General features: G+C 56.4%; 20 protein-coding genes and 1 riboswitch. Of the genes, 15 read left to right on the top strand and 5 right to left on the bottom strand.

The window, feature by feature from the left end; all coding sequences use genetic code 11:
* Positions 1–201: 201 nt before the first annotated feature.
* From EP166_RS05500 to moaE, 15 genes are all read left to right on the top strand, one after another.
* Positions 202–2,625 (top strand): cyanophycinase, encoded by a 2,424-nt coding sequence (locus EP166_RS05500; protein WP_164743829.1) that lies wholly within the window; start codon positions 202–204, stop codon positions 2,623–2,625.
* 376 nt (positions 2,626–3,001) lie between these two features.
* Positions 3,002–4,486: a malate dehydrogenase (quinone) gene (gene mqo / locus EP166_RS05495; RefSeq protein ID WP_127555769.1), complete on the top strand. Its 1,485-nt coding sequence runs from the start codon at positions 3,002–3,004 to the stop codon at positions 4,484–4,486.
* A 370-nt stretch (positions 4,487–4,856) separates the two neighbouring features.
* On the top strand, positions 4,857–6,152 hold the full coding sequence (locus tag EP166_RS05490; protein WP_425470011.1) for an NCS2 family permease: 1,296 nt from the start codon (positions 4,857–4,859) through the stop codon (positions 6,150–6,152).
* A 91-nt stretch (positions 6,153–6,243) separates the two neighbouring features.
* On the top strand, positions 6,244–6,816 hold the full coding sequence (locus EP166_RS05485; protein WP_246026220.1) for an adenine phosphoribosyltransferase: 573 nt from the start codon (positions 6,244–6,246) through the stop codon (positions 6,814–6,816).
* Between the two features lie 94 nt (positions 6,817–6,910).
* Positions 6,911–7,906 (top strand): YhdH/YhfP family quinone oxidoreductase, encoded by a 996-nt coding sequence (locus tag EP166_RS05480; protein WP_127555767.1) that lies wholly within the window; start codon positions 6,911–6,913, stop codon positions 7,904–7,906.
* Between the two features lie 4 nt (positions 7,907–7,910).
* Positions 7,911–8,645, top strand: coding sequence for a uracil-DNA glycosylase (ung, locus tag EP166_RS05475; RefSeq protein WP_127555766.1), 735 nt, complete (start codon positions 7,911–7,913; stop codon positions 8,643–8,645).
* Between the two features lie 343 nt (positions 8,646–8,988).
* Positions 8,989–10,911 (top strand): PrkA family serine protein kinase, encoded by a 1,923-nt coding sequence (locus EP166_RS05470; protein ID WP_127555765.1) that lies wholly within the window; start codon positions 8,989–8,991, stop codon positions 10,909–10,911.
* A gap of 85 nt (positions 10,912–10,996) precedes the next feature.
* Positions 10,997–12,283: a YeaH/YhbH family protein gene (locus EP166_RS05465; RefSeq protein ID WP_127555764.1), complete on the top strand. Its 1,287-nt coding sequence runs from the start codon at positions 10,997–10,999 to the stop codon at positions 12,281–12,283.
* Positions 12,280–13,818: a SpoVR family protein gene (locus tag EP166_RS05460; RefSeq protein WP_127555763.1), complete on the top strand. Its 1,539-nt coding sequence runs from the start codon at positions 12,280–12,282 to the stop codon at positions 13,816–13,818. The genes EP166_RS05465 and EP166_RS05460 overlap by 4 nt, the downstream gene beginning before the upstream one ends.
* Before the next feature lie 104 nt (positions 13,819–13,922).
* Positions 13,923–14,069: riboswitch (molybdenum cofactor riboswitch) on the top strand.
* Complete coding sequence (moaA, locus tag EP166_RS05455; RefSeq protein WP_127555762.1) at positions 14,058–15,026, top strand: GTP 3',8-cyclase MoaA; 969 nt, start codon at positions 14,058–14,060, stop codon at positions 15,024–15,026. It overlaps the preceding riboswitch by 12 nt.
* A 15-nt stretch (positions 15,027–15,041) precedes the next feature.
* The gene (mobA, locus tag EP166_RS05450) at positions 15,042–15,596 is read left to right on the top strand and encodes a molybdenum cofactor guanylyltransferase (protein WP_127555761.1); all 555 of its coding nucleotides are present in this window, start codon (positions 15,042–15,044) and stop codon (positions 15,594–15,596) included.
* 36 nt (positions 15,597–15,632) lie between these two features.
* On the top strand, positions 15,633–16,169 hold the full coding sequence (gene moaB / locus EP166_RS05445; protein ID WP_246026219.1) for a molybdenum cofactor biosynthesis protein B: 537 nt from the start codon (positions 15,633–15,635) through the stop codon (positions 16,167–16,169).
* Entirely contained in the window at positions 16,166–16,657 is a 492-nt protein-coding gene (gene moaC, locus EP166_RS05440) for a cyclic pyranopterin monophosphate synthase MoaC (protein WP_127555760.1), read from the top strand. The genes moaB and moaC overlap by 4 nt, the downstream gene beginning before the upstream one ends.
* Entirely contained in the window at positions 16,650–16,904 is a 255-nt protein-coding gene (locus EP166_RS05435; RefSeq protein ID WP_127555759.1) for a MoaD/ThiS family protein, read from the top strand. Before moaC ends, EP166_RS05435 begins: the two co-directional genes overlap by 8 nt.
* Positions 16,905–16,907: 3 nt before the next feature.
* Complete coding sequence (gene moaE, locus EP166_RS05430) at positions 16,908–17,375, top strand: molybdopterin synthase catalytic subunit MoaE (RefSeq protein ID WP_127555758.1); 468 nt, start codon at positions 16,908–16,910, stop codon at positions 17,373–17,375.
* Here moaE and EP166_RS05425 read toward each other — a convergent pair.
* The 5 genes from EP166_RS05425 to EP166_RS05405 all read right to left on the bottom strand — a co-directional run bounded on the left by EP166_RS05425 (position 17,372) and on the right by EP166_RS05405 (position 22,219).
* A complete protein-coding gene (locus EP166_RS05425) occupies positions 17,372–18,289 on the bottom strand; it encodes an acyltransferase (protein WP_127555757.1) in 918 nt (305 codons plus the stop codon). The two genes, moaE and EP166_RS05425, sit on opposite strands and share 4 nt — an antisense overlap.
* Positions 18,290–18,369: 80 nt before the next feature.
* Positions 18,370–19,116: a response regulator transcription factor gene (locus tag EP166_RS05420; RefSeq protein WP_127555756.1), complete on the bottom strand. Its 747-nt coding sequence runs from the start codon at positions 19,114–19,116 to the stop codon at positions 18,370–18,372.
* Positions 19,117–19,126: 10 nt separating this feature from the next.
* On the bottom strand, positions 19,127–20,200 hold the full coding sequence (locus tag EP166_RS05415) for a tetratricopeptide repeat protein (RefSeq protein ID WP_127555755.1): 1,074 nt from the start codon (positions 20,198–20,200) through the stop codon (positions 19,127–19,129).
* Positions 20,193–20,681 carry a hypothetical protein gene (locus EP166_RS21110; RefSeq protein WP_164743828.1) on the bottom strand — a complete coding sequence of 163 codons (489 nt, stop codon included), beginning with the start codon at positions 20,679–20,681 and terminating at the stop codon, positions 20,193–20,195. Before EP166_RS21110 ends, EP166_RS05415 begins: the two co-directional genes overlap by 8 nt.
* Complete coding sequence (locus EP166_RS05405) at positions 20,678–22,219, bottom strand: ATP-binding protein (protein ID WP_127555754.1); 1,542 nt, start codon at positions 22,217–22,219, stop codon at positions 20,678–20,680. Before EP166_RS05405 ends, EP166_RS21110 begins: the two co-directional genes overlap by 4 nt.
* Between the last annotated feature and the right edge of the window lie 115 nt (positions 22,220–22,334).

Genomic DNA, 22,334 nt, shown 5'->3' with positions numbered 1-22,334 from the left:
CTGCCTGTCCTTTGAGTCGTTCCTGGTCTCTGTTTCAATCTACAGTCTGATCGTTAGCGAGCCACGATCCGGTTGCTGTTACCGCTGTGTGTGCCTGCCTGTTACAACGTTCTGACTGTTTGAAACGTCATGGCCCAATCTGATCAATTCTCAAATTTTTACGTGATGAACTCGCGCGGTTCGTCGTGGACAGGTGAATCTATGAAGTCGAATAACACGCCTATATCGCTGGCACTAACGCTGGCCGCTGCTGCTGTACTGGCAGGCTGTAACGCCAGTTCGAAGGATGATACTCCCGAAACTGTGCAGCCACCTTTTAAGGTCAGTGTTGAGTTTCCATTAACGACAATCTCAGACGGCCAAATGCGTTCTCAACTCGTGGGTGGTGCGGGCAGTGTTTGCTCGAGTGTCCAACCAGATGATTGTGATGACTGGGATGAATATTGGGCATACTACGGCGATACGTCGGCAAAAGTCGCCGTCGCACTAACCGAACCGGTCGAGATGAGTCAGGTTAAAATTGATGCATTGGTGGCTGACCCCTCATGGGAAACGGATCCGGATTTCAAAGTTGGCGTCGAGCTGATACTCAACTATTTGCAGGGCCAATTAGGAGACGACTTGGAGTATGCCGATTGGCAGGATTTCAGAGCTGACTTTATTGGCACCACAAACGCGGAAGTGCCTGCGCTGCCCGATGACGTTGATGGTGAGAGTATCTGGTTTGACAGTTCCTCTGCCCAGTACGCCACGTTTGAAGGCTTGAAAAAAGCGGACCAGCGTCTGAATTATACGGTGACAGAAGCCAAGTCGGCAGCGGTCAGTGCCATGGTGAATGCTCTGGCCGCTGATACACTGACCGACGAACAGGATGTGATTAAAACCGTTGTTGCCGGGCTTGTCAGTACCGATGCTCGCAAGCAGGATGAGCTGCTGCTCGCCCTGAAAGGCATAGATGCGGGCGGAACGCTACTTGCTGATGGCGATGCACTTTATAACTCAGACCTGAGTTATCTGGTTGACGACGATAACGCCGGTGACTTCTTCCGTTTGGTTGATACGCTGGATGCCAATAGCTTTATTCTGGATCAGGCGATCATCGACGCCATTGACGTACAGTCTGGCTGGGACAGCAGCGAACACCAAGATGAGGTGGTGTTGATCCTGCAGGCGATGCTGGATGAATCCGGTGAAGTCTCAGTCGATTACAGCAACAATACTGGTGAAGGCAAAAATCGAGATGTGTTTGGCGATGCATTTTCCGACGTGGTACTGCGTGATGGTTATGAAACCGGACTGGACCTTTGGAACGACTTGCCAGGAACGATACGGTACAAAATACTCGAATTGCTTATTGATGACCTTACCGACTATGAGAGAGCGGTAGAGTATGTAGGTCTTTCGAATTCGGTCAATGGCGATGCAGTAGGTTTGTATCAAGCGTTTGTTGAGCAGGCTCGTGATGCCAGTGGCAAAGAGACGCCGACCATTCTTGTCATGACATCTTCTTCAGCAAACAGTTACGCTGCTGCCGATTATTATCAGGGTGTGTTCGAACAGGCTGGAGCTGAAGCACGCTGGTTACCGCTTGACCGTGCCTACCGCAAGGCACGCGATGAGGCCCAGTGCGACTGGCTGGCCGCTTACCACAGCGATTATGCGTCAGCGGCCCACCTGGATCTTCTCTATCCGGATTACTTCGAGTCACACATGACCGCTTGTGAGCAGGGGCTGGCAAGTGAAATCGAAGCAGCGGATGGTATATTCATCAATGGTGGTGATCAGGTTCGCACCTTTGATGCACTGGTGACTTTCGATGGCGCTGTCCGTCAGGAAAGTGCTGAGCTGACTCAGATTCTGGCGCGCCAGGCGGCCGGTGATCTGATTATTGGCGGCACCTCAGCTGGTGCGGCAGTTCAGGGGGGTGGCAAACTGCTCAATGCGGAACCCGTAAATCCGATGATTACGGCAGGCTCGGCCTATGATGCGCTGGTAAATGGTTACGACAGCAGCAATCACGAACCTACGGGTGGTATGGGCACCTTTCCATGGGGTGTGACCGACACGCATTTTTCGGAGCGCGCCCGTGAAACCCGCCTGGTTCGACTGGTCGAGGAAGCCGATGTTCGGTTTGGGTTCGGTGTGGATGAGACCACAGCCTTGAATGTAGCCGAGCACAATGGAGAAGGTACCCACCGTGTTGTGATGCAGGTAACGGGTGCTGGTGGTGTCTATATCATCGACGCGGCTGAACTGGTGGCGACTGCCGATGCACCGTTCGAGGCAAACAATGTCATCACTCACTACCTGACCGAAGGGGACCGGTTTGTCTGGTATCCGCAATCAGAAACGTACGACATCGAGTTTGCGGACACGGGTACGGAACTGACCCTGGATCAGACGCCGGCAGTCGGTGCCACCAATAACGATGTCTTGTATGAAGACAACTATCGGACCTGGGTTCGCAATACCCTGGTTGCTGGTGAGACCGGTGCGACGGGAACCTCCTTTGAAGATGACCCACAATACACCCTGACAATCTCTGCCGGTGCCGACACGGTGGCGGTGCAGAAGGGTGACCAGGTGTCGTATCAGAATCTGACGCTGGATATTGCCCACGACTGAGTCGTCCAACGTTGATCTGAAAGCCGGGGCAACCCGGCTTTTTTATGGGGGTGTAAATGCCTGCCGCCTACCCCGGTAAACCACTGAACGCCAACCGTCGTAACGTCTATACGCCAAATGGATGATCTTTGTTTGGCGCTTTGTTCAAGACATTTGTTACAAAATCCGTATAATTCGCTGCGGTTGGCTTAACTGTTGGCGATGCGGGTTAGCATACACTCGCTTTAATCCGTCGCCATGGTGGGCTTTCACAGTTTCAGGAAGTGGTTTGTTACTGACTGACGCTTGTACAAACCGATGGTCGCGGGCTTGCCGCGCATCGTAAAAGTGTCGCAAACGGCTTTCCAATGCTTACTTTTCAGCGGGCGATATCCTAATGACTGCAATCACTACAGACGTTGTGTTAGTTGGTGCTGGCGCCATGAGCGCTACCCTGGGAATGATGTTGAAACAGCTGGATCCCAGTTTCGAGATCCTGATGCTGGAAAAGCAAAACAGCGTCGCACAGGAAAGCAGTGATGGCTGGAATAATGCAGGCACGGGCCATGCCGCCTATTGCGAGCTCAATTACACGCCGGTGAAATCCGATGGCAGCATCGACACCACCAAAGCGTTCAACATCAACTCCGCCTTTGAAGTGAGTCTTCAATTCTGGTCTTACCTGGTGGAGCAGGGCGCCTTGCCGGAACCGGCCCGGTTTATTAACACTGCGCCGCACAAAAGCTTTGTTTGGGGGGACGACAACGTTGCCTTCCTGAAAAAACGCTATGAAACGCTGAAAGCCCACCACCTGTTCAAAGACATGGAATTCACCGACGACCCGGAGGTGTTGCGCCAGTGGATGCCGCTGATCATGCAGGATCGCGATCCGCACCAAAAAGTGGCAGGAACCCGCGTTCGCTATGGGTCTGATGTCGATTTTGGGGCATTGACCCGGCATTTGGTGAGCAACCTGGAACAACAGGAAGGCTTCGAATTGAAGCTCTCGCACGAAGTGGTCGACCTGAACCAGAAAGACAACGGTCTCTGGGCCATTACCCTGAAAGACACCAAAACCGGCTCGATACAGGCCGTGGATGCCCGCTTTGTGTTTCTGGGCGCCGGTGGCGGTGCTTTGCCCCTGCTGCAGAAATCGGGTGTACCGGAAGGACACGGCTATGGTGGTTTTCCGGTCAGTGGTCAGTGGCTGGTATGCCGCAAGCCAGAGATCGTTAAGCAACACCACGCCAAGGTGTATGGCAAAGCGCCTATCGGCGCGCCGCCAATGTCTGTACCACACCTGGATACCCGGATTATCGATGGTAAAGAGGCGCTGCTGTTCGGCCCCTTTGCCGGGTTCACTACCAAGTTTCTGAAGCAGGGGTCCTTCCTTGACCTGGTCAAATCGGTCCGGCCCAACAACCTGAAGCCCATGCTGATAGCGGGTCTGGGCAATATGGACCTGACCCGCTACCTGATCAGCGAAGTGATGCAATCCCACAAATCCCGGGTCGATGCCTTGCGTCAGTTCTACCCCAATGCGCGGGATGAAGACTGGGAACTGGCCATCGCCGGCCAGCGCGTCCAGATCATCAAGAAAGACCCTGAACTGGGCGGCAAACTGGAGTTCGGCACCGAAGTGATCTCAACCGCCGATGGCAGCCTGGCGGCACTGCTGGGCGCGTCTCCGGGTGCATCAACGGCGGCGCAGACCATGATCAACATCATTGAGACCTGTTTTGCCGAGCGCATGACCAACGCAGACTGGCAGCAAAAGATGAAGACGATGGTGCCTTCTTACGGCAAGTCACTGGTTAACGACCCTGACTTGCTGGCTGAGGTGCGTCAGCGCACTCTGGAAACCCTGAAACTGCATCCCTGATACCTCTAATACACCCAGCCTGCGAGTCGTGGGCTGGGTGTATTCCTTGTTTGTAACTCAAGTCACAGAATGCGCTGAGGTGACAAGCGGCGGCTGCCCGGGGGGCGGACCCATGCCACTTAGTCAACCGCGAACTCCGAAACGTGAGTTATCCAAAAATCCCCTTTCCTGGCACGGCTTCTGCTAACTTAAATTCTGACCGAACGGTCCAGAGGTGCTTGCGCGTGTAAAGTCTGCGAAAATCGCCGCTGTTACAAAACACCACAGTGGTTACACACCATAACCGCTGTTACGGAAAATCATAAAAACAAGGCGACTGACCAGTTGGCTGCGTTCGTACAGACGCCCATTTGGGTTGCCTATAATAGGAATCATCATGCTGGAACAATTCTTCAAGCTGAAAGAACTCGGAACCGATGTTCGCACCGAAGTGCTTGCGGGTATTTCTACTTTCCTGACCATGGCGTATATCATCGCCGTGAACCCGGGCATCCTGTCGGCGACAGGCATGCCGTTCGACGCTGTGTTTGTGGCTACCTGTATTGCCGCTGCCCTGGGCACCGGCATCATGGGTTTGCTGGCTAATTACCCGGTGGCACTGGCCCCGGGCATGGGTCTCAACGCCTTCTTCACCTTTGGTGTTGTGATGGGCATGGGTGTTAGCTGGGAAGTGGCGCTGGGCTGTGTGTTCTGGTCCGGTATCCTGTTTGTGCTGCTCAGTGCCTTTAAAGTACGGGAGTGGATCATCAACGCCATTCCCGGGTCGATGAAAACCGGCATTGCCGTTGGTATTGGTTTGTTCCTGGCCATTATTGGCTTGCAGGGTGCGGGCGTAGTGGTCAATAACGATGCCACCCTGGTTGGCCCGGGCGATCTGAGCTCACCGCAGGTGATTCTCGCGTTTCTGGGTTTTGCGCTGATCACAGCCTTGCACCACCGGGGCGTTACCGGCAGCGTCATCATAGGCATTCTGGCTACCACGGTTGCCGGCTTCTTTTTCGGTCTGGTTGAATACAACGGCCTGGTATCCATGCCGACGGGCCTCGGTGCCACCTTCTTCCAGCTGGATATTCTTGGCGCCCTGGAACTGAGCCTGATTGCTGTCATTCTGGCGTTCCTGTTTGTGGATGTGTTCGATACCTCGGGTACGCTGGTGGCCGTTGCCAAAGAAGGCAAGTTGCTCGACAAAGACGGCAAGCTGCCGCGCCTGGGTAAGGCCCTGATGGCTGACAGTACGGCCTCTGTGGCGGGGTCATTGCTGGGCACCTCGACCACCACCAGTTACATTGAGAGTGGTGCGGGCATCGCGGCCGGTGGGCGTTCTGGCCTGACTGCACTGACTGTGTCGGTACTGTTCCTGCTGGCTCTGTTCTTCTCGCCGCTAGCCCAGATGATTCCTTCCTACGCGACGGCGTCGGCCCTGTTGTTTGTCGCAGTGCTGATGATTTCGTCGATTTCCAGCGTTGACTGGAAAGACCTGACCGAAGCCGCTCCGGTCGTGGTGACAGCCGTCATGATGCCGCTGACCTATTCCATTGCAGAGGGCATCGCGGCCGGTTTCATCACCTATGCTGTCGTCAAAGTATTCGCCGGCAAGGCGAAAGACGTGAACATCAGCGTCTACATCATTGCCGGTGCAGCCTTGCTGAAGTACGTCTTTCTGTAACAGCCTGACGGGCTAAGCCCGTCAGAAGCATCGCGAAAATAAAACGGGGCCGCTACAATGGCCCCGTTTTTTATGTGAAGTGGAATAGTCAGTGCCAAATAATTCAGTACAGAACAGCGAAAACCAGGCCGGGTTGTTTGACCCCAAAGCTCACATCCGCACCGTGCCGGACTGGCCCAAGCCCGGGGTGCAGTTTCGTGACATCACTACGCTGTTGTCTGACGCGCGGGTGTTTCGTCAGCTGATCGATGCCTTCGTACACCGGTATTTCGAGTATGAAATCGATGCCGTGGTCGGTATAGATGCCCGTGGTTTCATTTTGGGTGCGCCACTGGCCTATCAGCTTAATACCGCCTTTGTACCGGTACGCAAGCAAGGCAAACTGCCGTTTGACACGCTGGAAGAGGCCTATGAGCTGGAATACGGTCAGGCGGTACTTCAGATTCATGCGGATGCACTTAAACCAGGTCAGCGTGTACTGGTGATCGATGACCTCATTGCCACCGGTGGCACTCTGGTCGCGGCCTGTTCACTGGTCCAGCGGCTGGGGGCTGAGGTGGTTGAATGCACGGCCATTGTCGATCTGCCCGACCTCGGTGGCAGCCAGACGCTGAGGCATGCCGGCTATACGGTTCGTGCTCTGTGTGAGTTTGAGGGCGACTAAAGCGGTATAACCCGTTCATCCCGTATGTGGTTAGACTGATTCTTGCCGGAGCGTTTCGGTTCCGGTATCCGCAGCAGACAGGCAGGGGGCAACCATGACCACTTATCGAGCATTACGAATACACCTCACCGATGACGGGGTGACTCGCGCTATTGAAGATCGGGCAATGAGCGAACTGCCCGATCACGATGTACTGATACGGGTGCACTGGTCGTCGCTGAACTACAAGGATGCGCTGTCCGCAAACGGCCACAAAGGCGTGAGCCGCTACTACCCCCACACGCCCGGCATCGATGCCGCGGGCGTCGTTGAACGTGACCGGTCCGGTCAGTTTCAGCCGGGGACCGAAGTCGCCGTGATCGGTTTTGATCTGGGCATGAACACCCAGGGTGGCTTTGCCGACTACGTCTGTGTTCCGGCCGACTGGGTGGTGACCCTGCCAACGGGTCTGAGCATGGCCGACAGCATGCGGCTCGGTACCGCCGGGGTAACGGCGGCCTATTGCCTGGAAAAACTGATTGAAACCGGTGTCCGTGCCGACGATGGCCCTATACTGGTTACTGGCGCAACGGGAGGCGTCGGCAGTCTGGCAGTGCATTTGCTCTCGACTTTGGGCTACAAGGTGACCGCTGTCACTGGCAAGACTGAGGCCCATGACTGGCTGCGACAACTGGGTGCCACAGACATACTGCCCCGGGAAGCGCTGAGTGAACCGGACCGGAAGGCCTTGCGACCGGCTCAGTTCGCCGGTGCCATCGATACCATCGGGGAACATACCCTGGTCAATATTCTCAAGAGCTTGCGTTTTGGCGGGTCAGTAGCGGCCTGTGGCATAGTGGGTGGCACGGCGCTTCCCGCCGATATATTCCCGTTTATTCTGCGAGGCGTGAACTTGCTGGGTGTCGCGAGTGCCGATGCGCCACTCGATGCCCGCACCCGGGTGCTGGCCAAGTATGCCGGGCTGTGGAAGCTGCCTCTGCTAAGTTCGATGTGTGACACCCTGTCGCTCGATGAACTGGGGCCCCGTATCGACGCCATGCTGTCCGGCAAAATTCAGCGTCGCGCGCTGATCCGCATTGCACAGGACTGATCCGATGGTGCAACCGGATCCAACCACACCGGGCTGGACACTGGACCCTGACCTCGCCCTGACTGACCCGGGCTGGAGGGCAGCGCTTGGCCCCATTCTCGCCGAGCCGCAACAGCGCACTCTGGTGCAATGGCTTAACCAGCGCGCGGCCGGGGGCGCGCAGCTGTATCCGCCCGCCGAGTCTGTGTTCAGAGCGCTTAATGCCACACCGGTCGAGCAGGTCAAGGTCGTCATTTTGGGGCAAGACCCTTATCACGGCCCAGGTCAGGCACAGGGGCTGAGCTTTTCAGTCCCTACCGGGGTTCGGTTTCCACCCAGCTTACGCAATATCTTCAAGGAGCTGGCCAGTGATGTGCCGTTCAGCCCGCCTGACAGCGGTGATCTGACGCCCTGGACTCAGCAGGGTGTATTGCTGCTGAATGCGGTACTGACGGTTGAGCAGGGCCAGGCCAATGCGCACCAGGGCAAAGGCTGGGAAGCCGTCACCGATGCCGTGATCGACCACATTAACCGGCACCGGGACGACGTAGTGTTTATGTTGTGGGGCAGCTACGCTCAGAAGAAAGGTCAAATGATTGACCGTCAGCGTCACTGTGTGTTGACGGCTCCACATCCATCGCCTTTGTCAGCACATCGGGGCTGGTTTGGATCCGGGCACTTTTCGAAGGCAAATGCCTATTTACGTGGCACCGGTCAAACACCCGTCGACTGGCAGCTTCAGGCGACGGTTTCCGACTGACTTTCAAGGGTCAAAAACACGCCCCCTGCTTTGCTATCCAACTGTAAATTCTCAAAAAATACCGTTATTTGCCTGCCATTGCACGGCGTCTGGACTAACCTTAAGAATGTAAGAAGACAGGAACTTCCGGCCCGAAATGCATTCAGCCAGAGTTCATCTTTCTTCGCTTGTTCATTGCAAAAAACGGAGTACGCCGGGCGGCCGGCACCTCATCTTAACCTGTCTGGTTTTTTACACTGGCGCGTACTTTGCAGCCAGGAAACCGTTGGATTGATAAACACTGAAGCATGATAGACATCGCTCATGGAAAGAGCCTAATTGTTAGCGTTTTAGGGGGTCGTTCATGGATATTTTCAAGCACTTTCAGTCACGTTACGAAGCCAGGTTGCTGGAGGAGTATTCCCTCGAGGAGTACCTCAGCCTTTGCAAAGAGGACCCGATGGCCTACTCATCGGCACCCGAGCGCATGCTCGCCGCCATTGGCGAGCCTCAGGTCATCGATACCGCCAAAGACTCGAGGCTCAGCCGCATTTTCTCCAACAAAATCATCCGGCGTTACCCGGCCTTTGAAGAATTCTATGGCATGGAAGAGCCGATCGAGCAGATCGTTTCCTACTTCCGCCACGCCGCTCAGGGGCTGGAAGAGAAGAAACAGATTCTTTATTTGCTGGGCCCGGTGGGTGGGGGTAAATCGTCGCTGGCCGAGCGATTGAAGCAATTGATCGAGACAGTCCCGTTCTATGCCATTAAAGGCTCGCCGGTGTACGAGAGCCCGCTCAGCCTGTTTGACCCGGATGAAGACGGTGCCATTCTCGAAGAGCGGTACGGCATCCCGACCCGGTATCTTCGGTCCATCATGTCACCCTGGGCGGTTAAACGCCTGCATGAGTATGGCGGCGACATCAGTCAGTTTCGGGTGGTGAAGCTGTTCCCATCCATCACCGACCAGGTCGCGGTTGCCAAGACAGAACCGGGTGACGAAAACAACCAGGATATTTCAGCACTGGTCGGTAAAGTCGATATCCGCATGCTTGAGGATTTCCCCCAGAACGACCCGGACGCCTACAGCTTCTCGGGCGCCCTGTGCAAAGCGAACCAGGGCCTGATGGAATTTGTCGAGATGTTTAAGGCGCCGATCAAGGTGCTGCACCCGTTGCTCACCGCCACACAGGAAGGCAACTACAACGCCACTGAAGGCATGAGTGCCATACCCTTCTCGGGTACGGTGCTGGCGCACAGTAACGAATCGGAGTGGAAGGCGTTTCGTAACAACAAAAACAACGAAGCGTTTCTGGACCGTGTGTTCATCGTCAAGGTGCCGTATTGCACCCGGGTCACCGAAGAAATCAATATCTATCGCAAGCTGATCGAAAACAGTTCACTGTCGGCGTCACCCTGTGCACCGGATACCCTGAAAATGCTGGCCCAATTCTCGGTTCTGTCTCGTCTAAAGGAACCCGAAAACTCCAACGTTTATTCGAAAATGCGCGTCTACGATGGCGAAAACCTGAAAGACACCGACCCCAAGGCCAAAACCATTCAGGAGTACAAGGATTCCGCCGGTGTCGACGAAGGTATGGACGGCCTCTCGACCCGGTTCGCGTTCAAGATACTGTCGAAGGTGTTCAACTTCGACGCCACCGAGGTGGCTGCCAACCCGGTGCATCTGCTTTACGTGCTGGAAGAACAGATCGAACAGCAGCAATTCCCCCAGGAAGTGCACGATCGTTATCTGGCGCACCTGAAAGAATACCTGGCGCCACGTTATGTGGATTTCATCGGCAAGGAGATTCAGACCGCTTACCTCGAAAGCTACTCCGAGTACGGACAGAATATATTTGATCGCTACGTTACTTATGCTGATTTCTGGATACAGGATCAGGAGTTCCGCGATCCCGAAACCGGCGAGATTCTGGACCGCGCGGCACTGAACGAAGAACTGGAAAAGATTGAGAAACCCGCGGGCATCTCCAACCCAAAAGACTTCCGCAACGAAATCGTCAATTTCGTGTTGCGCGCCCGGGCCAACAACGAGGGTCGTAACCCGAGCTGGCAGAGCTACGAGAAACTGCGCGCAGTCATCGAGAAGAAGATGTTCTCGAACACCGAAGATCTGCTGCCGGTGATTTCCTATTCGGCCAAGTCATCGACCGATGACGAGAAGAAACATCAGGATTTTGTGCGGCGCATGGTCAACCGTGGTTACACCGAGAAGCAGGTGCGTCTGCTGAGCGAATGGTATTTGAGAGTGCGCAAGTCGTCCTGATCGTTTTCGAAACGGCTGGCCAGCAGGCAACACCCTTGCCCGCCAGCCGGCCAACCCGGTCAGCCCGACACACAGAGGTCACAGTATGATGAATTCCTACGTGATTGACCGTCGGTTAAATGGAAAGAACAAGAGTGCGGTTAATCGTCGGCGGTTCCTGGAACGGTATCGCAAGCACATCAAAAAGGCGGTGAACGAAGCGGTGAACAAGCGCTCAATCACCGATATGGAGCACGGCGAATCCATTTCCATTCCCTCGGAAGACATTTCCGAGCCAGTCTTCGGCCATGGCCGGGGTGGCAAGCGCAACATCATCAACCCGGGCAACAAGGAATTCCGTTCCGGTGACCGCATTCGCAAGCCACAGGGCGGCGGCGGTGGCCAGGGGCAGGGTAGTGGAGAGGCTGGCAACAGCGGGGAAGGGCTGGACGACTTTACCTTCAACATCACCCAGGATGAATTTCTCGAGTTCCTGTTTGAAGACCTGGAATTGCCCAATCTGGTGCGCAAAGAACTCAAGGAAATGAGCGACCACGTCTATCGGCATGCCGGTTTTACCAGCCAGGGCGTGCCCAACCGCATCAATATCGTTCGCTCATTGCGCAACGCCCATGCCCGGCGTATTGCCCTCAGCGGTAAATCCCGGCGTCGGCTGAAAGAGCTCAAAGCACTGGTTGAGCAAGAGATGGAGAAAGAGGAGGTTTTGCGCGATGGCCACTCTTTGCTGGCCTGGCAGGAGGAAATTGAACGACTGGATCAGAAGATCCGCCGAATGCCATTTATCGATGATTTTGACCTGCGCTTTAACCGCAACGAACGGGTGCCGGTGCCCAGTAATGCCGCCGTCATGTTCTGCCTGATGGACGTCTCCGGCTCCATGACACAGAACACCAAAGACATGGCCAAGCGCTTCTTCTTGTTGCTGTACCTGTTTCTGCGGCGCAACTACGAGAAAATTGACGTTGTCTTTATCAGGCATCACACCAGTGCCAAAGAAGTGGACGAAGAAGAGTTTTTCTACTCCCGTGAAACCGGCGGCACCATTGTCTCCAGTGCATTGAAGATGATGGGTGAGGTGATAAACGACCGCTACCCGTCCAATGCCTGGAACATTTACGCGGCCCAGGCATCCGATGGCGACAACTGGAATGACGACTCGCCCCAGTGCCGTGAGCTGTTGGCCAAGGCGATCATGCCACTGGTGCAGTACTACTCCTACATCGAGATTACACCGCGAGACCACCAGGCGCTCTGGCATGCCTATGAAGATGTTCAGGCTGCGTTTCCGGAACAGTTCGCGATGGAGCAGATTATTGATCCGTCCGATATTTATCCGGTCTTCCGCCAGTTGTTTCAGAGGAAAACCACATGACACAGAAGCCTATCTCGACCGGCAGTGAATGGACCTTCCCGCTGATTCAGGAATACGATGAGGTGATCGGCCAGATAGCCCAGGAATACCGGCTCGATACCTACCCCAACCAGATCGAGATCATCAGCTCGGAGCAGATGATGGATGCCTATTCATCCATTGGCATGCCACTGGGCTATCACCACTGGTCTTATGGCAAGCAATTCCTTCAGACCCAACAGAATTATCAGCGCGGCTTTATGGGCCTGGCCTACGAGATTGTGATCAACTCCAGCCCGTGCATCGCCTATCTGATGGAAGAGAACACCATGCCCATGCAGGCACTGGTGATTGCCCATGCCTGCTACGGTCATAACTCGTTTTTCAAAAATAACTATCTGTTCAAAACCTGGACGGATGCGACCGCGATTATCGATTACCTGGTCTTCGCCAAACAGTACGTGACCCAATGCGAAGAGCGGTACGGCGTGCGTGAGGTCGAGCGGATACTGGATTCCTGCCATGCGCTGCAGAACTATGGCGTCGACCGCTACAAGCGGCCATCCCCGATTTCAGCGGCCGAAGAACTCTCCCGTCAGGAGGAGCGCGAGGCCTACCAGCAACAGCAGGTGAACCTGTTGTGGCGCACCATACCGGTATCGGAGGGCAAGGAAACCCAGCAGGAACGGCGCACCTTCCCGCCGGAGCCTCAGGAAAACATCCTGTATTTCATTGAAAAAAACGCCCCCTTGTTGGAACCCTGGCAACGTGAGCTGGTGCGCATTGTGCGCAAACTGGCCCAGTATTTTTACCCCCAGCGCCAGACACAGGTGATGAACGAGGGCTGGGCCAGCTTTTGGCATTACACCCTAATGAACGAGATGTACAACCGGGGGTACATCACCGAAGGCTTCATGATGGAGTTTCTGGCCAGTCATTCCGCCGTGGTCTACCAGCCCCCCTATGATTCAAAATACTATTCCGGGCTGAATCCTTACACCCTGGGCTTCAACATTTACCGGGATCTCAAGCGCATGTGTGAACACCCGACCGATGAAGACCGGGAATGGTTTCCGGATCTGGCGGGCAAGGACTGGCTCGATACACTGCATTTCGCCATGGAGAACTTCAAGGACGAGAGCTTCATTCAGCAGTTCCTGTCACCCAAGGTCATGCGCGATATGCATCTGTTTGCGGTCTATGACGATGAGGACGAGAGCGAGTACGAGATCAGCGCGATCCACGACGAACAAGGGTATCGCAAACTGCGAGCGATGTTGGCAGAGCAGTACAACCTGAGCATGCGCGAGCCCAACATCCAGGTCGTGGACGTCAATTTGCGCGGTGACCGTTCACTGACGCTGCGCCATACCCGGCACAATAACGTACCGCTCGACAAAGACGCCGACAAAGTGCTCAAGCACGTACACCGGCTGTGGGGCTTCGACGTGCACCTGGAATCATGCCAGGGCGATGAAGTGCGCCAGCGGTTGCACATGCCACCCCGGGAGATGACACCAGAGCAGGCCCTGGAGGAAGGACTGAAGTATGTGTAGAACCACGGCCATTGTGCACCGGCAGCGGCCTGGGTATGATTCCAGCAACCTGATTAACACGCTCACCCAGTGAGCGGAGGCGACAAACAGACAGCACAATACTCTGAACTTCAAACCACCGAGCCCTGGTGGTCTACGTCAATCGTGATATGACGCCAGGGCCTTGTTCGACACCTGCGGTGAAGAACAACAGGGTTGCCGCGGAAACGCGTCAGCCTCCCGACTTGGAAAGGTGATGCATGTTAGAAGACGCGATGGGCCGCCGGTTCTATTACCTGCGGCTGTCGGTAACCGATGTGTGCAATTTTCGTTGCACCTATTGCCTGCCAGATGGCTATCAGGGTAAACCTGATCAGTCCTTTCTTACGCTGCCCGAAATCAGACAGACGCTAACGGCCTTTGCGGCCCTTGGTACTGAAAAGGTCCGTATTACGGGCGGGGAACCAGGCCTGCGCCGTGATTTGCCGGAGATCATCAGCGCAGCCGCTCAAACCCCGGGTATCCGGACCGTGGCGCTCACGACCAATGGTTACCGGTTGGCTGAGCGCATTGCCCGCTGGCGACAGGCCGGGTTAAACCAACTGAATGTTTCCATCGATAGCCTGGACCCGGCCGAATTTCATTCCATAACAGGGCATAACCGCTTGCCAGAAATACTGCGCGGGCTGGAGGCGGCACTCGCAGAGGGCGTGTCAGTCAAGGTCAATGCCGTGTTGATGCGTGGTCTGCCCGATCAACTGGCCTCTTTTCTGGATTGGCTGAAGACCACCCCGGTCACCTTGCGTTTTATCGAGGTCATGGAGACTGGCGATCACCCGGCCTTCTTTCGAGAGCATCACATCAGCGGCCAGACCGTGAAACAGCAATTGTTGGCTGCAGGCTGGCAAGCCGTGCAGCGACGCCGGGATGCCGGGCCTGCCGAGGAGTTCTGGCACCCGGACTATCAGGGTCGTATTGGCCTGATCATGCCTTACAGTCAGGATTTCTGCTCCAGTTGCAACCGGCTGCGCATTTCCTCAACGGGAAAGCTGCATCTGTGCCTGTTTTCAGACGGTGGGCTGGACGTTCGTCCCTGGATGCAACCCCACGTGGCCACGACGGAACTGCAAGACAGACTGACCGCGTTGCTCAGGCACAAAGCGCCGAGTCATTTGCTGCACGACGGCCAAACCGGTGGCACCCAGAATCTGAGCATCATCGGAGGCTGACGGCGGTGGACAGTCATGACTGAACAGGGGGCTGTGCTGATTCTGGCCGGCGGCCGCAGCCGACGCATGGGTACCGACAAGGCGCAGCTGCCAATCGCGGATACCACCCTGCTGAACTGGCAACGCCAGCGCCTGTCCGCACTCGGCCTGCCGGTCTGGCACAGCGGGCCAGGCGGCATCGCCGATGCCTGGCCCGATTTTCGGGGCCCCCTGGCCGGATTGTACAGCGCACTGAGGCACCATCCGGAAGCCGCATTCTGGCTGGTCATACCGGTGGATATGCCCGCGCTGCCGCTGGACCGCTTGCGCCGGCTGGAGCAATGCATGAAGGCCGGGTCACCCCCCGTGGCTTACAGCAATGCACCGCTACCGCTGGCTGTGCCAGCTGCAGCAGCACTCCGGGAAACACTGGCCACCTGGCTGAATCAGCCAGATGGTCCCAGGTCCCTGCGTGCCTTGATGTCACATTTTAACGGGCGGTGGCTCACTGAGCCTTTGGATGAACGCGACCGCCTCAACCTAAATACGCCTGAAGACTGGGCTGCGTTTCAGGCACTGCGCCTGAGATGAAGCGCAAACAGCCAGGCAAGCCCAGAGGAGAGACCGGTGACTAAGCCGATAAACCCGGAGACAAACCCATCGCCGCAAGCCCTGAACGTGGTGGTGCTAACGGTGTCTGATACGCGCGGCCCGCACAACGATACGTCCGGTCAGTATCTGGCAGACGCTGCTGCTGCGGCCGGGCATAAGGTCATTGAAACGATGATCGAAAAAGACGAGGTATACCAACTGCGGGCCCACCTGTCACGCTGGATCGCCTCGGCCGATGCCCAGGTGGTACTGATGACCGGAGGCACCGGCTTTACCGGTCGTGATTCGACGCCCGAAGCCGTTGCACCTCTGTTCGATAAGCACATTGAAGGCTTTGGTGAATTGTTCAGGCAGCTTTCCTACCAGGAAATTGGCACCTCGACGGTACAGAGCCGGGCTCTGGCCGGGCTTGCCAACGGTACGCTGGTGTTCTGTTTGCCAGGTTCAACCGGCGCCTGCCGAACCGGCTGGGAAGGCATCATTCGCGAACAGCTCGACTCCACGCACAAGCCCTGTAATTTCGTCGGTCAGTTGAAGGCGGTGGTCTTATGAGCGAATTCAGTCACCTGAACGACCGGGGTGAAGCCAACATGGTCGATGTCTCCGGCAAGGCGGTGTCACAGCGTGAAGCCAGGGCCGAAGCCTTTGTGACCATGAACGAGGCCGCGCTGACTCTGATCGAACAGGGCGGTCACCACAAGGGCGACATTTTCGGGGTGGCCCGGGTGGCTGGCATTCAGGGTGCCAAACTGACACCTCAACTGATTCCCCTTTGCCACCCGCTGATGCTGAGCAAGATCGGCGTCGAGCTTGAACTGCAGCGTGTGCAGGGGCGTGTGCGCATCGAAACCCGGTGCAAGCTCGATGGCAAAACCGGGGTCGAGATGGAAGCGCTGACCGCGGCTTCGGTCACTGCACTGACCTTGTTTGACATGGTCAAAGCGGTCGACCCGGGCATGTGCATTGAAGGCCTTAGGGTGCTGGAGAAACAAGGCGGCAAAACAGGTCACTGGACAGCGGACGAGGTTGCTGATGTCTGAACCGGTTCAGGTAAAGTTTTTTGCCCGTTTGCGAGAAGAGCTCGGGGTCTCCAGCCTCAACATTCCGGCTGAGGAAGTGCCCGACCTCGATGCACTGCTTGACTGGCTGGTCAAGGCGCACCCTCAGTGGCAACCGGCACTGCAGGGTAAGCTGATGACGGCCGTGAATCAAAACATGACCTCATCTAATGCGACGCTTCTACCGGGCGACGAAGTCGCACTGTTTCCACCCGTAACCGGAGGTTGAGTCATGCGAACAACGGCTATAGAGGTACGCGTTGGCTCGGACGATTTTGATGTTCAGGCTGAATACGATGCCCTCTGTTCTCACAACACCGATGACGGCGCCGTGGTGTTCTTTGTCGGCCGGGTGCGAGACCTCAACGAGGGAGAAGCGGTTCATGGCCTGCATCTGGAGCATTATCCGGGCATGACCGAATCGGTTCTGCAACATCTGGCAGAGCAGGCGGCCGGGCGCTGGCCGCTAAACCGGGTGCGTGTTGTTCACAGGGTGGGCGACTTGCACCCGGCTGACCAGATTGTCTTTGTCGGTGTCAGCAGCCCCCACCGGCAAGCGGCGTTTGATGGTGCAGCTTTTTTGATGGACGTTCTGAAAACCGAGGCACCGTTCTGGAAAAAAGAAACCGGTCCGGACGGTACCTCGCGCTGGCTCGATGCGCGACAGAGTGACACCACACTGGCGGAACGCTGGCGTTAACCCGCCTTTGAGTGAGGCTGGTGTTCCCTCAGGCAGGCTTCGATGAGCCCGTCTTTTCGAGCCCAGATGGAATGCACCCACTCCTGCACTTCCTGGCGAAAGACATCGTCATTCTGGTAATCGCCCCGGCTGAAGTGATCGGGAATGGCGATTTCTTCAACGCTCATAATCACATGGTTCATGCGCCCGCACAGCAGATCCCAAAATGAGGGGACGCCCTGAGGGTAGACGATGGTGACGTTCGTCAGCGCGCTGAATTTGCTGCCCAGCGCCCTAATGGTAAAGGCGATGCCGCCGGCCTTGGGCCTGAGCAAATGCCGGAATGGGGAGCTCTGTTGCTGGTGTTTGAGCGGCGAAAATCGGGTGCCTTCCAGAAAATTAACGACGCTGGTAGGCATTTCGGAAAACTTTTCGCAGGCGCGTTGAGTGGCCAGCAGATCCTGACCAGCTTTCTCCGGGTGTTTCTCCAGGTAGGCTTTGGAATGACGCTCCATAAAAGGAAAATCGAGGGCCCACCAGGCCTGGCCGACCACAGGAATGCGGGCCATTTGCTTCTTGATAAAAAATTTCAGCAACGGAATCTTTCGGTGATAGGCCTGGAACAACACAAATATATCGGCCCAGGACTGGTGATTGACAGTAAGCAGATACCAGCCCCTGGGGTTGAGCTGGCCCAGTCCCTGGATGTCCCAACGGGTTGTTTGCATTCGCCGCATCCACCATAGGATACCGCCCATCCACAGTGCGGCGATTTCAGTGATGCAGGGGTTAACCCAGCGTTGCCCGGCGGGAAACTGAAGTAACAACCGCAGCAGTATAAAGATATAAAGAAAGACCCCGAGAAACAGGGTATGGCCCAACAGGGCCAGGGCAGCAACAGCGCCCATCAGGTGTGATGCAATGGCGTGAACCATGGAGCGACTCGGTTGATCGGATGGCCGCTCAGTTTATGAAAATGGCACGGCGCTGACAAATCAGCGTCACAGTGGTCGAGTCAGAAAGGGGATTCCACGAGCAAATAACCCTTGCCCCGCACGGTTCGTATTGCGTTCTCCAGCCCAAGCTTCTGACGAATGCCGGATACCAGAATGTCCACGGTGCGTGATACCCCATCGTACTCTATGCCGCGCAGTGCTTTCATGATGTCATCGCGGCTGTGAATCACGCCGGGCTGATCGTACAGCAGGCACAACAGGTTGAATTCCGGCTGGGTCAGTTCAACATCCCGGCCCTGGCAGGTGACTTTTAAATTGCGCTTATCGACGTTGAGCCAATCGAGCACAGTGCCGTCGCTGACGCCCGATGGAGCGGTGATACGGCGGCTGCGACGCAGATGCGCCTTGATTCGCGCCAGCAGGACCCGGGGTTCGACGGGTTTGGTCAGGTAATCGTCAGCCCCCAGTTCCAGCCCGAGAATTTCGTCCAGGGATTCACCACGAGCGGTCAGAAACAGAATTGGCCCCTGGTAAAACTTCTGGATCTGGCGGCACACTTCCAGGCCATCCTGCCCCGGCAACATAATGTCCAGAATCACCAGGTCCGGTGCCCAGGCCTGAATGCGGTCTGGCGCCTGAAGGCCATCGGCGACGGTCTGCACCTCGAACCCTTCGCGGGTGAGGTATTGTCGGGTCAGATCGCTCAGGGCGACATCGTCTTCAACCAGAACCAGTCGGCCATAGCTGGCCTGACTTGCTTCGGCTTCGCCGGTCGTTGTTTTATCACTGGAGTTGGAGAACGTCATGGTCGGGTTCCTATGGGGTCCATCGCAGGCTGATCGATGCAGCATAGCTCAGTGGATCGGTCTCAGTCAGGTCGGTCAGATCAACTCGCAGCCGCAAGCGCCAGTCCGGAGCAAGCTGCCAGATGACGCGGTTCTCCAGTCCAAGCTGGTCGCGGGTCAGCGATTGCACCAGGTTGAATTCCGTCTCCCAGGCAGCAAAGTCGCTGCTGATGCCGACCCCCAGATCATGGTCGGTGGTGGTGGTCGCGTTGGCGTCCAGTCTGCGGTGCTCGCTTTCCCAGAACAGGCTCGCCCGGCTGCGCGTGCCCACTGCCGCCGATAGCGCAGCGCGGCTGTCGCTTTCGAGGCCCTGATCATGCCAGAACTGATCATGGGCGAGGCGTACTCGAAACGCCCCCATGCTTTGTGCGAAAGCGACCCGGCCGAGCCAGCCATCCAGAGTGTCGTCGTGTTGCAAACCCAGGGTCAGTTGTACTATGGCGTTGGGGTTGCGCACCGAAAACCCGCCCTCCAGCCGCCCAAGCCAGGGCGAATCGGTTCTGCCCGGGTAATGGCGAGACAAGGCCGTCATCTGAATCAGCGGTCGCACGGTGTAGGATTGCCGGGTGGAATAGAACACGGTTTTAGGCAGCAGTAGCTGGCCCTGGCCTCCGACCTGAGCATAGCCACTGTTCGCCTGCTCAGTCTGCCCGGCACTGAGTTCCAGATAACTGCTGAACTGATAGTCGCTTACTGTCTGGGCTTCCTGTGCCTGTATCAGCAGCACCTGGGTGTTGATGCGCACCCGCACCGGTAAGTCGGGGTCGGCCAGTACGTCAGCCAGATAGCGTTCAGCGGTGTCTGGCTGGTTCAGTTGTAGGTAAAGTACTGCCAGTTCCAGCTTCAGGCGGGCAGCGGTCGGGTTTTGGCTGTGCAGGGCTTCCAGGTCGATGACGGCTTGTACGACGTTCCCGTCGGCCTGCAATTGCTGAATGGCGGTCAGTTCCTCTGACCAGTCGGTTTCGGCGATAGCCATAACTGGCAGCAATAAAATCAGCCACAGGGCAGGTCGCAGACGCTTAAATAGTAATAGGCGTTTATTCATTGTCATCGTCGTCCTCTTCATCCCTATCATCGTCTGTGCCGCTGTCTTCCAGCTCGGTATCATCGTCCAGATCGTCGTCATCTTCATCATCATCAAGATCGTCGTCGATGCTATTGACCCCGGAGTCTTCACCCAGTGATTCATACCAGGTTTCAAACTGATCATCGGTCCAGTCTTCCGGCAGCGACAGCAGTGTATCGAGTGACAGCGATTCACGTTCATCGGGGGCCAGCTGGCTTAACCAGCGCTCCAGCAGGCGCTCCTGAGTGGACCCTGAAGCGCCGGCCCGGTCGGCAATTAACTGATCCAGTTGTTGCGATAAATCCTCAAGTGACCGGACATCGTTTTGCGATTCAAGCAGATTGTCGGGAAGATCGTCCCACTCTCCCCAGTCGTCTTCGGCCAAAGCCGGGCCGAGGCTCAGCAGGAGCATGAACAGCAGCGTCTCAAACAGCCGGGTGCACACTTCACGGCCCATCATGAGGTTGCCTCAGCTTGATGCGTCAGGGCTGGGAGTGACACCGTTACCGAGGCACCCCCCAGCTCGCTGCGACCGAGCGTCAATTCACCCTGGTAATGACGAACCAGGGTGGCGACCAGGGCCAGCCCCATGCCATGACCGTTATGGCTCAGGTTGCGCGCCTTGTCGCCACGCACGAAGGGTTGAATGGCGTCATCAAGGCTCATGCCCCTGAACCCCGGGCCGTTGTCTTCAACGGTGAGCACCAGGTGTGGCGGCTGGGCGCTCAGAGTGACACGCGTTTGTCCCTGTCCGTACTGAAGAGCATTGCTGATCAGGTTGCGGCACAGTCGACGCCAGTGGTGGGCAGCGATACTGCCGCGATTGATGGGGTCGAGCACCAGATCAAGAGTGCCACTGCCCGGTTGCATGCGATCAACCAGGTCGCTCAGTTCATTGCTGACAAAGCAGTAGGCCGAGTCCTGATCGCTACCGCTGGCTGGGCTTTGCTGGCTCAACTGATGGTACAGCAACAATTCGTCAATCAGTTGGTTCAATTCGCGGACATCGGCTTGCAGTTGCGCCGTCAGAGGGGCATCCGGGTCGAGCATGGCCAGCGCAAACTGCATTCTGGCCAAGGGGGTTTTCAGATCGTGGGAGACCGCCTGGTTCAGTTGCTGGCTTTGCTCGGCAAGTTGAATCAGACGATCAGCCATCGATTGAATGTGACGCCACATCTCGGTCAGTGCATCGTTCTGATTTTCCGGCAGGTCTGGCGATGTCCCCGTTTCGGCGATGGTATCGATGGCCTGGTTCATACGAGTCAGCCGAAATTGCAGTGGCCTCAGCACTCGCCAGAGCGCGAGGGCCGTAATGCTCAGAAAACCGATCAGCAAGATCAATGTCATATCGGGCGTTAGCCAGACGAATTCCTGAAATGGCCCGAGCCTGAGCGCTTGCTCGGAACCGGCCGGTACATAGACAAAAAACTGTTTCAGGGTGTTGTTCCGGTCGACCACGACCTGTCCGTTGTCCAGATCACGTTCAAGCACAAACCCCAGGCCTTCATTGCGCCAGCCCAGGCGCTCAATGCCGATGCCCAGGTCGGCATTCAACTCGGCCAGGCGTTGTTCCCGCTGCACAGCCGGGACCAACGACAGCTCGTTAGTCACCAGTAAGCCGAGACCAGTGGCCAGATGCTCCCAGTCACTGATGGTGACGCTAACGGCCTGCCGGTCATCAAGAGGATGGATAAAGCGCGCCGTTTCGCTGACCCAGTCAACATCACTGTATTGGGCTTGCTGTAGCGGATTGTCGGCGGAGACCCAGTTGGTACCGGTCAACGTTGATACCAGGTCCAGCCAGGACTTGCGGCGTTCGTCTGTGTCCTGGCGCTGGTATCCCTGTTGCACAAACCGGGCGGTAGAACTCAGCAAGGGGTCTGAGAAATGTTTGAAACGGGCATCGTTGACCAGTGTGACGGCCACAAACAACGCAAGGCCGGCGATCAGTAAGATGCCAACCCAGGTGCTGTAAATTCTGGCGAATATCGAAAACATCAAGTGCCCTCAGTGAGACCACACTATAACGGTCCGGGCGTCGGCTGAGAACGCTTGCCAACAATCCCGGTACAGTATTGAAACATGTCATACAAAGCTGGGGCGTAGGCTTGGT

The sequence above is a fragment of the Saccharospirillum alexandrii genome (genome assembly GCF_004000275.1).
Classification (GTDB): domain Bacteria; phylum Pseudomonadota; class Gammaproteobacteria; order Pseudomonadales; family Natronospirillaceae; genus Saccharospirillum; species Saccharospirillum alexandrii.
Note: the sequence above shows the minus strand (reverse complement) of the source record. Positions and strands in the feature narration are given on the sequence as shown.